The 12,475-nt window shown below is 69.6% G+C and carries 8 protein-coding genes; 7 read left to right on the top strand and 1 reads right to left on the bottom strand.

Annotated features, from left to right (window positions below; translation table 11 throughout):
- Positions 1-5: 5 nt before the first annotated feature.
- On the bottom strand, positions 6-1,043 hold the full coding sequence (locus tag O7631_RS24830) for a LacI family DNA-binding transcriptional regulator (RefSeq protein WP_278146458.1): 1,038 nt from the start codon (positions 1,041-1,043) through the stop codon (positions 6-8).
- Between the two features lie 293 nt (positions 1,044-1,336).
- Here O7631_RS24830 and O7631_RS24825 point away from each other — a divergent pair, with 293 nt between their 5' ends.
- From O7631_RS24825 to O7631_RS24795, 7 genes are all read left to right on the top strand, one after another.
- A complete protein-coding gene (locus tag O7631_RS24825) occupies positions 1,337-3,703 on the top strand; it encodes a glycoside hydrolase family 3 N-terminal domain-containing protein (protein WP_278146457.1) in 2,367 nt (788 codons plus the stop codon).
- A gap of 9 nt (positions 3,704-3,712) precedes the next feature.
- Positions 3,713-4,699 carry an ABC transporter permease subunit gene (locus O7631_RS24820; protein WP_278146456.1) on the top strand — a complete coding sequence of 329 codons (987 nt, stop codon included), beginning with the start codon at positions 3,713-3,715 and terminating at the stop codon, positions 4,697-4,699.
- A complete protein-coding gene (locus O7631_RS24815; RefSeq protein ID WP_278146455.1) occupies positions 4,696-5,604 on the top strand; it encodes a carbohydrate ABC transporter permease in 909 nt (302 codons plus the stop codon). Before O7631_RS24820 ends, O7631_RS24815 begins: the two co-directional genes overlap by 4 nt.
- A gap of 52 nt (positions 5,605-5,656) precedes the next feature.
- Positions 5,657-7,294: an extracellular solute-binding protein gene (locus tag O7631_RS24810; protein ID WP_278146454.1), complete on the top strand. Its 1,638-nt coding sequence runs from the start codon at positions 5,657-5,659 to the stop codon at positions 7,292-7,294.
- 119 nt (positions 7,295-7,413) lie between these two features.
- Positions 7,414-8,103, top strand: coding sequence for a DUF624 domain-containing protein (locus tag O7631_RS24805; protein WP_278146453.1), 690 nt, complete (start codon positions 7,414-7,416; stop codon positions 8,101-8,103).
- Complete coding sequence (locus tag O7631_RS24800; RefSeq protein ID WP_278146452.1) at positions 8,100-10,133, top strand: beta-galactosidase; 2,034 nt, start codon at positions 8,100-8,102, stop codon at positions 10,131-10,133. The genes O7631_RS24805 and O7631_RS24800 overlap by 4 nt, the downstream gene beginning before the upstream one ends.
- Positions 10,130-12,268 (top strand): alpha-glucuronidase, encoded by a 2,139-nt coding sequence (locus O7631_RS24795; RefSeq protein ID WP_278146451.1) that lies wholly within the window; start codon positions 10,130-10,132, stop codon positions 12,266-12,268. The genes O7631_RS24800 and O7631_RS24795 overlap by 4 nt, the downstream gene beginning before the upstream one ends.
- Positions 12,269-12,475 lie beyond the last annotated feature (207 nt).

Below are 12,475 nucleotides of genomic sequence, written 5' to 3'. Positions count from 1 at the left end.
CGGGGTCAGCGTGGGTCGGCGGGTGGTGCGGTGCTCTCCCGGACGACCAACTCGGTCACCAGGTCGATCCGGCTGGTCGCCGGCTCGTTGCCTCTGGTCAGGTCGAGCAGCATCTGGGTGGCGATGCCGGCCATGTCGCGCAACGGTTGGTTGATCGTGGTGAGGGCCGGGTCGGTCCAGGCGGAGACCGGCAGGTTGTCGTACCCGATCACCGAGAGCTCCTCGGGCACTCGCAGGCCGCACTGGCGGGCGGCCCGGAGCACCCCCATGGCCTGGATGTCCGAGCCGGCGAAGATCGCCGTGGGTCGGTCCGGTCGGCGCAGCAGTTGCAGGCCGTGGGCGTGGCCGGCGCCGGCGGAGAAACTGCCGTAGCGGACCAGTTCCCGGTCGACCACGATCCCGGCCTCGTCGTGGGCCGACTGGAAGCCGGCCGCCCGGGCGCGGCTGCACAGCACGTCGGGCGGCCCGGAGATGACGGCGATCCTCCGGTGCCCGAGATCCAGGAGGTGCCGGGCGGCGAGCAGGCCGCCGTTCCAGTTGTTCGAGCCGACGGTGGGCACGGAGGCCGAGGTCGCGCTGTCGGTGTCGACGACGACGAACGGTATGCCCTGGCGACGCAGGTGCTGTTGTTGGGCCTCCGCCAGGTGCGAGAGGACGAACACCACACCCAGGGGTCGGTCGGCGAGCAGCGCCTCCAGCCATCGGGCCGGCGGGCGGTGGGCGCCGTCGAGTTGGGCGACCGACAACCCGACGCCGGCCGCTGTCGTCGCCGCCTCCACGCCGCGCAGGATCTCCATCGCCCACCCGGTGTCGAACTCGTGGAACACGAGCTCGATGCGACCGCTGCCGGTGGAGGATCGCCGGGCGCGGCGCTGGTACTGGTGGCGGTCGAGGCTCGCCTCCACGCGGGCTCTGGTGCCGGGGGCGACATCACCACGTCCGTTGAGGACCTTGGACACCGTCGCGACCGAGACGCCGACGTCGTTGGCGATGGTCGCGATGGTGGTGGAGGCGGGTGGGTCGAGTGGGCGGTGCTCCGTCATCGCAGCCTCACGCAACATCCGAAAGTTTCGGCAGACCCTAACACGATCATCCATTCTCGCCAGTCGATGCTGCCCCCACCTCGTCGGCCTCGCTCGCCATACGGCTGATGGGCTGGGATGACTCAGGGGGTGCCGGCGACGATCGGCGGAGGTCCATGCAAGCCCTTGACACTCATCGATGGGGCACTTAGGTTGCCGAAAAGGTTACGCGGGATTCCGGAAAGTTTCGGATCGTGGGAAAAGTCGGCTGCGAACCGGGTGCGGGGATGTGGCCGGAGCTGAGGGGTCGTGGCATGAGAAGTCAGTTGCCCGGGGACAGCGGCGGCGCGCCATGGCGCGACTCGCGGCTGTCGCCGACCGAACGGGCCGAGGCGCTCGTGCCGATGATGTCGCTGGAGGAGAAGATCGCCCAGCTCGTCGGGGTCTGGGTCGGCGCCGAAGCCACCGGTGAGGGCGTCGCACCGCACCAGTCCGACATGATCAGCGAGACGCCGCAGTGGAACACCGTCATCCGGCACGGGTTGGGCCAGCTCACCCGACCGTTCGGCACCGCGCCGGTCGACCCGGTGCTCGGCGCCCGGTCGCTGGCCGCCTCGCAGGCGCAGATCGTCGCGGCCAGTCGGTTCGGCATCCCGGCGCAGGTGCACGAGGAATGCCTCACCGGGTTCGCGGCGTGGCGGGCCACCGTCTACCCGACTCCGCTCAGCTGGGGCGCGTCCTTCGACCCCGAACTGGTCGAGGCCATGGCCGACCGGATCGGGCGCTCCATGCGGGCCGCCGGTGTGCACCAGGGCCTCGCCCCGGTCCTGGACGTCACCCGCGACTACCGCTGGGGTCGCACCGAGGAGACGATCGGCGAGGACCCCTATCTGGTGGGGACGACGGGAGCCGCGTACGTGCGGGGCCTGGAGCGGGCCGGCGTGGTGGCCACCCTGAAACACTTCGCCGGTTACTCGGCCTCCCGTGGGGGACGCAACCTCGCGCCGGTGCCGATGGGTCCCCGGGAGTTGGCCGACGTCATCCTGCCGCCGTTCGAGATGGCGCTGCGCCACGGTGGTGCCCGCTCGGTGATGAACTCCTACGCGGAGATCGACGGTCTGCCCGTCGCCGCCGACCCCGGGTTGCTGACCGGGCTGCTACGCGACGAGTGGGGCTTCACCGGCACCGTCGTCGCCGACTACTTCGCCGTCCGTTTCCTGGAGACCCTGCACGGGGTCGCCGCGGACGCCGCCGATGCCGCCCGGCTCGCCCTGCGCGCCGGCATCGACGTCGAACTGCCCACGGTGGACGCCTTCGGGACGCCGCTGGTGGAGGCGGTACGTCGCGGCGAGGTCGACGAGGAACTGATCGACTGCGCGCTGCGGCGGGTCCTGCGCCAGAAGATCGAACTCGGTCTGCTTGACGAAGGCTGGAAGGAACTGCCCGACGACGTGGCGTCCCTGCGGTTCGACGACGACGTCAGCCAGGACGTGGCCGTACGCCTCGCCCGGCAAGCCGTCGTCCTGCTACGCAACACCGGTGTCCTTCCGCTGGCCGCCGGCAGGCGGGTGGCAGTGGTCGGCCCGCTCGCCGACGATCCGATGGCCATGCTCGGCTGCTACTCGTTCCCCAACCACGTGGGCGTGAACCACAGCGAGTTCGGGATGGGTCTGGACATTCCCTCGCTTCGTGACGAGTTGGCCCGACGCGTCCCGCTGCTCACCCACGAACCCGGCTGCGCCATCACCGGCGAGGACACCTCGGGCATCCCGGCCGCGGTCGCCGCGGCGACCGACGCCGACGTGTGTGTGCTCGCCGTCGGCGACCGGGCGGGGATGTTCGGCCGGGGCACCTCGGGTGAGGGCTGCGATGCCGCCGACCTGCGGCTACCCGGTGTACAGGCCGACCTGGTCCGGGCCGTCCTCGCCACCGGCACCCCGGTCGTCCTGGTGCTGATGGCGGGCCGCCCCTACGCGCTCGGGCCGGAGTTCGACGCCGCGGCGGGCGTGGTGCAGGCGTTCTTCCTCGGCCAACTCGGCGGGCAGGCGCTCGCCGAGGTGCTTACCGGCGCGGTCAACCCGTCCGGGCGGTTGCCGGTCAGCGTGCCCCGCGACGCGGGCGGCATGCCGAGCACCTACCTGGCGCCGCCGCTCGGTCGGCGCAACAAGGTCTCCTCGATCGACCCGACGCCGAGTTACCCGTTCGGCCACGGGTTGAGCTACACCACCTTCGAGTGGTCCGACGCCAGCATCGTCGAGGCGGCGGACGACGAGCCGGCGGCCTGGCCGGTCGACGGCGAGGTGCGGGTCCGGATCACCGTGGCCAACACCGGTGACCGGGACGGTGCCGAGGTGGTGCAGCTCTACCTGCACGATCCGGTCGCGCAGACCACCCGTCCGGTGGTCCGGCTGGTCGGCTTCGCCCGCCTGCCGTTGGCGCCCGGCGAATCGGCACACGTGACGTTCGGGGTGCCGGCCGACGTCGCGTCGTTCACCGGGCTCTCCGGCCGGCGCATCGTCGAGCCCGGCGACGTCGAGCTGCGGTTCGGCCGGTCCAGCGGCGACCTGGTGGCGAGTCTGCCGCTGCGGTTGACCGGCGCCGAGCGCGAGGTCGGCCACCAACGGGAACTGCTCACGTCGGTGCGGATCGAGCCTCTCGTGGCCGTTTCGCAGTCCGCGTAGGAGGCCGCTGTGACATCCACGTTGCGGCCACCCCCGCCGGCGTCGCCGCGTTCGCCGGCGGTTGCCAGCCCCGCCCCCCGCTCGCCGCGACGCGGCCGGACCTGGCGGCAGGCGCTGCGCCGGGACTGGCAGCTCTACTCGCTGGCGGTCCTGCCGCTGCTGTTCTTTCTGATCTTCCGGTACCTGCCGATGCTCGGGAACGTCATCGCCTTCCGGCGTTTCAAGCCGGGCGGCAGCATCTTCGGTGAGTATTGGGTCGGGCTCCGGTACTTCCGGATGTTCCTCACCGACCCGACGTTCTGGGAGGTGTTCACCAACACGCTGGTGCTCGGGGCGCTGACCCTGCTGTTCTGCTTCCCGCTGCCGATCGTGCTGGCGCTGCTGCTCAACGAGGTACGTGCCCGCCGGTTCAAGCGGTTCGTGCAGTCGGTGTCGTACCTGCCGCACTTCCTGTCGATCGTGATCGTGGCGGCGATGGTCATGCAGTTGACCTCGGTCGACGGCACCGCCAACCAGATCCTCGGACTGTTCGGTGGTGACCCGGTGGCGTTCCTTCAGCAACCGGGGTGGTTCCGCACCATCTACGTCTCGTCCGAGGTCTGGCAGACCGTCGGGTGGGGCACGATCCTCTACCTCGCCGCCCTCACCACCATCGACGAGGACCTGTACGAGGCCGCTCGGATCGACGGCGCCAACCGGCTGCGGCAGACCTGGCACGTCACCCTGCCCGGCATCCGGCCCACCATGATGACGCTGTTGATCCTCAACATCGGCAGCTTCCTGGCCGTCGGGTTCGAGAAGATCCTGTTGCTCTACAACCCGCTGACGTACCCGACCGCCGACGTGGTCTCCACCTACCTGTTCCGGATGGGCTTCCAGTCGAGCAACTTCAGCTACGCCGCCGCCATCGGTCTCTTCGAGGCGGTGATCGGGCTGATCCTCGTCCTGTCGGCGAACCTCATCTCCCGTCGCACGGTGGGGACGAGCCTGTGGTGACCCTCGGCGCGAAGCGCGACGCCCCGAAGACCCGCGGGCCGGACGACAGCCGGGGTTACCGGATCTTCCGCATTGTCAACACTGTCGTGCTGCTCGGCGTCGTGGTCGTGACGCTGTACCCGTTCCTCAACATCGTGGCCCGCTCGCTCAGCGAAGAGGCGTACATCATCGCCGGGAAGGTGACCATCGTCCCGCGCGGGTTCGACCTGACCGCGTACCGGCTCCTGATGTCCGACGGGATGTTCTGGACGAACTACCGCAACACAGTGGTCTACACAGTGGTCGCCACGCTCATCTCGATCGTGCTGACCACCTGCTACGCGTACGTGTTGTCGAAGCCCCAGCTCAAGGGGCGCAAGCTCCTGGTGGGCGTCGCGCTGTTCACCATGTTCTTCTCCGGCGGTCTGATCCCCAACTACGTGCTGGTCACCAGCCTCGGCATGAAGAACACCATCTGGGCCGTGGTGATCCCCAACGCCATCAGTGTGTTCAACCTGCTGGTCATGAAGGCGTTCTTCGAGAGCCTGCCGACCGAGTTGGAGGAGGCGGCAGCGGTCGACGGGCTGAACACGTACGGCATCCTGTGGCGGATCGTGCTGCCGCTCTCGAAGGCGATCATCGCGACGATGGTGCTCTTCTACGCGGTCTCCTTCTGGAACTCGTGGTTCACCGCTTTCCTCTACATCGACGAGCAGGACCTGCTCCCGGTGACGGTCTACCTGCGCAACCTCATCGCGGGCGCCACGAGCGCCGAGTCGGCCGCCGCCGACGCCGACAAGGTCCAGGCCGCGGCCACCCTCCAGGCCGTGACGATCGTGCTCACCACCCTGCCCATCCTGGCGGTCTACCCCTTCGTCCAGCGGTACTTCGTCCGCGGCGTGATGCTCGGCGCGGTAAAGGGATGACGTCGGCCTCCGCACCGCTCCCACCGAAACCCCACCACCGAAAGGACGAGCCATGCTCCACAAGCCGTGGCGCCGCGTGGCGGTAGCCACCGCGGGTCTGCTCGCGCTCACCCTCATCTCCGCCTGTTCCGAGGACCCCGGGGACTCGAAGGACCTGTCCGAGAACCGGGTCGGCGCGATGGAAAAGTACGGTGTCGGCGACCAGTTCAAGGCCACCGAGGCGCTCTCCTTCTCCACCCTCTACAACAACCACACGTTCTACCCGCTCAAGGAGGACTGGCTGTTCTGGTCCGAGTTGACCAAGCGGACCAATGTCAAGATCGAGCCGGTGGCCGTACCGCTCAGTGACTACGAGCAGAAGCGCAGCCTGCTGATCGGCGCCGGGGACGCCCCGCTGATCATTCCGAAGACGTACCACCCGCAGGAGGACGCTTTCGTGTCCTCCGGGGCGATCCTCCCGGTGAGCGACTACCTGGACCTGATGCCCAACCTGAAGGACAAGATCACCAAGTGGAACCTCAAGCCGGAGATCGACAACCTGCGGCAGGCCGACGGTAAGTTCTACCTCCTGCCCGGCCTGCATGAGAAGCCCACGCAGGACTACACGGTGCTGGTGCGCACCGACATCATGCAGGAACTCAACCTGGCGACCCCGAAGACCTGGGACGACCTGTACGCGGTGCTCAAGGCGATGAAGGCGAAGTACCCGAACGTCTACCCGTACTCCGACCTCTTCAGCAAGCCCAACCCGACCGGCGCCCTGCTGGGGATCCTCGGCTCGTCGCACGCCACCTACGCGGGTTGGGACTTCCAGCACGCCACCTGGGACCCGGCGGCGAAGAAGTTCACCTACACCGGCTCGTCCGAGCAGTACAAGCAGGTGGTCACGTACCTGCACAAGCTCGTCTCCGAGGGCCTGCTCGACCCGGAGAGCTTCACCCAGACCGACGACCAGGCACGCCAGAAGCTCGCCAACGGCAAGTCCTTCGTGGTCACCGGCAACGCGCAGACGCTGGTCAACAACCACCGGCCCGACCTGGCCAAGACCCTGCCGAACGCGAAGATGGCAAAGATTCCGCTGCCGATCGGCCCGGCCGGCGAAATCAACCCGTTCCCCCGGCTGGAGAACGGCATCATGATCTCCTCCAAGGCCCGGGAGAGCAAGAACTTCGTGGCCATGATGCAGTTCATCGACTGGTTGTGGTATTCGGACACCGGCCTGGAGTTCGCCCGGTGGGGCGTCGAGGGCACCACCTTCACCAAGGACGCCTCCGGCAAGCGCACGCTCAACCCCGGAGTCGACTTCCTCGGCCTCAACCCGAAGGCGCCGAAGCACCTGCAGAAGGATTTCGGCTTCCAGAACGGCGTCTTCGCCTACGGCGGCAGCCCCGACCTGGTCCGCGGCTTCTTCTCCCCGGAGGAGCTGGAATTCCAGAAGGTGATGGACGCCCGCAAGCCGAGGGAGGTCCCCCCGCCGCGACCGTTCACCGATGAGGAACGCGAGCAGGTGTCGCTCTGGGAGACCCCGCTCAAGGACTTCGTCACCCAGAACACGTTGAAGTTCGCCCTCGGCCAGCGGCCGCTCAGCGAGTGGGACGCGTACGTGGCCGAGCTGAAGGCCAAGAACTCCGAGCAGTACATCGACCTGGTCAACAAGGCGTACGAGAGGTTCCAGAAGAACAACGGCTGATCGACGCGGTGTCCGGTCGGGCGGTGTCGCACCCGCCCGACCCGATGCCCGGCGACCACCGGCCGGTGCGAGGGGCGTGGCCCGCCCGATCCCCGGCGGAACGACCAGAAGGAGCGACAGTGAGTGGGGCGGCCCAGACCTGGCGGCAGTTCGGCGACGGACCACTGTCGCGGATCACCTCACGCGTCTACATCCTCCTCGTGGTCGAGCTGCTCCTGCTGCTGACCACACTGCCCGGCCTGCTCCCGCTGCTGGTGCTCGGCCGCGACCCCAGCAACCTGCCCCTGGCCGCGCTGTTCCTGGTGCCGGTCGGCCCGGCGATCTCCGCCGCCCTGTACGCACTGCGGCACCAGCGGACCGACCTCACCGACCTGCGCCCCGCCGCGCTGTTCTGGCGCGGTTACCGGACGAACGTGTCCGGCGTGCTGCGCGTCTGGGTGCCGACGCTGCTGTGGCTGACGGTGCTCGCCATGAACCTCGCGTACCGTGCCGCTGTCGGGCTCGCGAGCTGGTGGTCGGTGCCGCTGGTCCTGCTCGCGGTGGGGGTGACACTCTGCGCGGCCAACGCCCTGGTGATCACCTCGCTGTTCGACTTCCGCACCCGTGACGTACTCCGGCTGGCCGTGCACTTCCTCGTGCGTACCCCCGGTGTCACGGTCGGCACCGCGTTGCTGCTGGCGGCGGCGACCGGCGTCACCGCGGTCTTCTCCGAGGCGGTGCTGGCGATGCTCGGTTCGGTACTGGTCCTGGCGCTTCTGCGCGTGGGTGACCCGATGGTCGACCTGATCCGGAAGGAGTTCGCCGAATGAGCCTGCCCGTCACCGCCAAGGTGCCCTTCGGGGGCGACTACAACCCGGAGCAGTGGCCCGAGGACGTGTGGAAACAGGACCACCGTCTCTTCGACAGCGCCCGGATCGACCTGGTCACCCTCGGCGTGTTCGACTGGGCGCTCACCCAGCCCGCCGAGGACGTGTACGACTTCTCGCTGCTGGACCGGATCGTGGAACGGGCCGCCGCCGAGGGGCGCGGCATCTGCCTGGCGACCGGCACCGGCGCCCACCCGGCCTGGTTGGCGAAGGCGTACCCGGAGGTGACCCGCACCGACTTCGAGGGTCGCAAGCGCCGCTTCGGTCAGCGACACAACTCCTGCCCCAGCTCCCCGGTCTACCGCCGGCTCTCGGTCGAGTTGGCTCGCCGGGTCGCCCGTCGCTACGCCGACACCCCGGCGGTCGTCGCGTGGCACGTGGGCAACGAGTACGGCGGCGCCTGCTACTGCGATCTGTGCGCGGCGGGCTTCCGGGGCTGGCTGCGTAACCGCTACGGCACCCTCGACGACCTGAACGCGGCCTGGTACACGACCTTCTGGTCGCACACCTTCACCGACTGGGACCAGATCGAACCACCGTCGGCGTTGACGGAGCACTGGCGCGGCCCGGATCACACGGCGTTCCAGGGCATCACCCTGGACTACCTGCGGTTCTCCTCCGACGCGATGCTGACCAACTTCCACGACGAGAAGGCGGCCATCCGGGAGTCCAGCCCCACGCTGCCGGTGACGACCAACTTCATGGGCATGTACCGGCCGATCGACTACCACCGCTGGGCTGCGCACCTGGACTTCGCCTCGTGGGACAACTACCCGCCGGACGACGAGTCCGCGGCCCGGATGGCCTTGACCCACGACCTGATGCGAGGGCTCAAGGGCGGCCAGCCGTTCTGGCTGATGGAGCAGTCCCCGGGCGTGACCGCGTGCCGCGACGTCAACCCGCTGAAGCGGCCCGGCCTCATGCGGCTGTGGAGTTGGCAGGCGGTGGCGCACGGTGCCGACGCGGTGCTGTTCTTCCAGCTGCGCGCCTCCCGGGGCGCCAGCGAGAAGTACCACGGCGCGGTCATCGGGCACGCCGGCCGCTCCGACACCCGGGTGTTCCGGGAGGTCGCCGAGCTGGGTGCCGAGCTGGACCGCCTCGGCTCGGCGTCGTTGGGCGCGCGGACGCCGGCCCGGGTGGCGCTGCTCTTCGACTGGGACAGCTGGTGGGCGTTGGAGATCTCCGACGGCCCGTCCCGGCTGGTCCGCTACCAGGAGGTGGTGCTCGCGTACCACCGGGCGCTCTGGGACGCCGGAGTCGACCTGGACGTCGTCGCGGTGACCGCCGACCTGTCCGGCTACGACGTGGTCGTCGCGCCAGCCCTGCACATGCTCAAGGGCGACCTGCCGCAGCGCCTGGAGGACGTGGCGGCGCGCGGCGGGTCGGTGCTGACCACCTACCTGTCGGGTCGGGTGGACGAGAACGACCAGGCCTTCCTGATGGACGTGCCGGGCCCGCTCGGGCAGCTGATGGGTGTCCGCGTCGACGAGTGGGACGCGCGGGGGCCGGAGGTGGTCAACCCGGTCCGCCTCGGCGACGGCGACGAGCAGGTCGACGTCGAGGCGCGACTGCTGTTCGAGCTGGTGATCCCGCAGGGCGCGCAGGTGGTCGGCACCTACCAGGCCGACTTCTACGCGGGCACACCCGCGGTGACCCGCAACTCCTTCGGCGCCGGCGACGGCTGGTACGTGGCGGCCGGCCTGGACCAGGTGGGAGTGTCCTGGGTGGTTCGGCAGGTGCTCGCGCGGCACGACGTGCTCGGGCCGTACCCGGACGTCGAGGACCTGGAATCCGCCGTCCGGGTCGCGCCGGACGGGTCGCGGCTGCTGTTCCTGCTCAACCACCGGGCCGACCCGGTCGAGGTGACCGCCCGTCGCGGCGGGGTCGACCTGCTCACCGGTGACCGGGTCTGGACCGGTTCAACGATGCGCCTGCCGGCGTACGGAGTCGTCGTGCTGGAGGAGGACCTGTGAACGCCGAAGAGTCGGTCCACCTGGAGCAACTGATGTTCGTCGACGATCCGATGGAACCCAACGAACCACGCGTGCACCCGGCCTGGCTGCCTCCGGAGGCGTTCCGGTCGCTCGGCGCACGCCGCGTCCTGGTCCACGGCGACGGGCTGCTCGTCGACACCGTCCTGCACGAGGTGTCGCGCGCCTGCGCACGCTACGGCGGGCGGGTGTGGCATTCCCCGTCCTGGGACGTCGACGTGGACCTCGTGTTCGCCCTCCGCGGCGCCGACGAGCCACCCAGTTCGGCGGTGCGGGCGGCACGGTCGGCGGGGGAGGTGGCGTTGACCGAGATCGGCGACGGGGGGTCGCTCGGCGACGAGGGGTTCCTGCTGGCCCGCGACGGCGATGTGACGGTGGTGCTGGCCGACGCGCCCGCCGGTCTGCTGTACGGACTGTTCCACGTGGTCCGGCTCTGTGCGGCCGCGTTCGACCCCGAGCGCCCACCGGAGCGGCACCGGCCGGCGCTGCGTCGGCGGATGCTGGACCACTGGGACAACGTGGCCGTGCACCCGGTGATGGGCCAGGTCGAACGGGGGTACGCGGGCGGTTCGATCTTCTGGCGGGACGGCCGCCCGCGCGGTGACCTGGCCCGGATCCGGGAGTACGGGCGGCTGTTGGCCGCGAGCGGTGTCAACGCGATCTCGGTGAACAACGTCAACGTCGCCCGGACCGAGGCGCTGCTGCTCACCGACCGGCTCGGCGACGTCGCCGAGATCGCGGACGTGCTGCGCCCGTACCACATCCGGGTGCACCTGTCGGTCACCTTCGCCGCGCCGGTGGTCCTCGGTGGTCTGTCGACCGCCGATCCCCTGGACGCGGGGGTGCGGGCCTGGTGGGCCGCGGCCACCCGCACGGTGTACGACCGCATCCCGGACTTCGGTGGCTACGTGGTGAAGGCCGACTCGGAGGGTCAACCCGGCCCGTTCACCTACGGACGTGACCACGCCGACGGGGCGAACATGCTGGCCGAGGCGCTGGCTCCGTTCGGGGGAGTGGTGCACTGGCGGGCGTTCGTCTACAACCACCACCAGGACTGGCGGGACCGGTCCACCGACCGGGCGCGCGCCGCGTACGACCACTTCGCCCCACTCGACGGCCGTTTCCGCACCAACGTGGTCGTGCAGGTGAAGTTCGGTCCGGTGGACTTCCAGACCCGGGAACCGGTCTCCCCGGTGATCGCCGCGATGCCGGCCACCCGGGTCGCAGTGGAGTTGCAGGTCACCCAGGAGTACACCGGCCAGCAGCGGCACGTCTGCCACCTCGGCCCGTGGTGGAGCGAGGTGCTGCGGTTCACGCCCTGGGGTCCGGACGGACGGGCGGTGGCGGACGTGGCGGCGGGCGAGTCGGGCGCGGGTGGCGGCCTGGTCGCGGTCGCCAACGTGGGCGACGACCTCTTCTGGACCGGGCATCCGTTGGCGCAGGCCAACCTGTACACGTTCGGCCGGCTGGCCTGGGACCCCCGGCGGGACCCCACCGCCGTCCTCGACGAGTGGATCACGCTGACCTTCCCGCCGTCGGCGACCGCCGACCCGGACCTGGTGCGGCGGACGCTGCACGAGATCATGGATGACTCCTGGCGCACCTACGAGCGGTACACCGCACCGCTGGGCGTCGGCTTCATGGTCAACCCCGGCGACCACTACGGCCCCGGCGTCGACGGGTACGAGTACACGCGGTGGGGCACCTACCACTTCGCCGACCGGGACGGTGTCGGCGTGGACCGCACCCGCGCCTCGGGCACCGGTTTCACCGGCCAGTACCCGTCGTACTGGGCGGAGGTGTACGAGTCGCTGGAGACCTGCCCGGACGAGCTGTTGCTCTTCTTCCACCACGTGCCGTACGGGCACGTCCTGCACAGCGGGTCGACGGTCATCCAGCACATCTACGACACCCACTTCGCCGGCGTCGAGGAGGTGACGGCGATGCGGCGGCGGTGGCTGACCCTGAACGGGATGATCGACCCGGCCGTGTACGAGCGGGTGGCCGAGCGCCTGGACGAGCAGGTGCGGTGTGCCACCGAGTGGCGTGACCAGATCAACACGTACTTCTACCGGAAGTCCGGGGTTCCCGACGAGCGGGGGCGGGACATCTACTGACCCGGATCGGGGAGCCCTCCGGCACGTTCCGAGAACGTGCCGGAAATTGCTCGCCGGCAGCCGGCGTCGATAGTCTCCGCCGCACCCCGTCGACGCGCAGGTGACCCCGGAAACCGTTGCGGCGAAAGGTTTCCGGAAGTCTTGACAATCGAGTTGTCTCGATTGAAGCTGACATGGTCACGCGAGCCGCGGTCAAGGTCGGGCGAA

The sequence above is a fragment of the Micromonospora sp. WMMD967 genome (assembly GCF_029626165.1).
Lineage (GTDB): Bacteria > Actinomycetota > Actinomycetes > Mycobacteriales > Micromonosporaceae > Micromonospora > Micromonospora taraxaci.
Note: the sequence above shows the minus strand (reverse complement) of the source record. Positions and strands in the feature narration are given on the sequence as shown.

Bases quoted from the DNA above. Each gene is read 5' to 3' on its own strand.
- O7631_RS24830 (WP_278146458.1), bottom strand. From the start codon at position 1,043: ATGACGGAGCACCGCCCACTCGACCCACCCGCCTCCACCACCATCGCG.
- O7631_RS24825 (WP_278146457.1), top strand. From the start codon at position 1,337: ATGAGAAGTCAGTTGCCCGGGGACAGCGGCGGCGCGCCATGGCGCGAC.
- O7631_RS24810 (WP_278146454.1), top strand. From the start codon at position 5,657: ATGCTCCACAAGCCGTGGCGCCGCGTGGCGGTAGCCACCGCGGGTCTG.
- O7631_RS24800 (WP_278146452.1), top strand. From the start codon at position 8,100: ATGAGCCTGCCCGTCACCGCCAAGGTGCCCTTCGGGGGCGACTACAAC.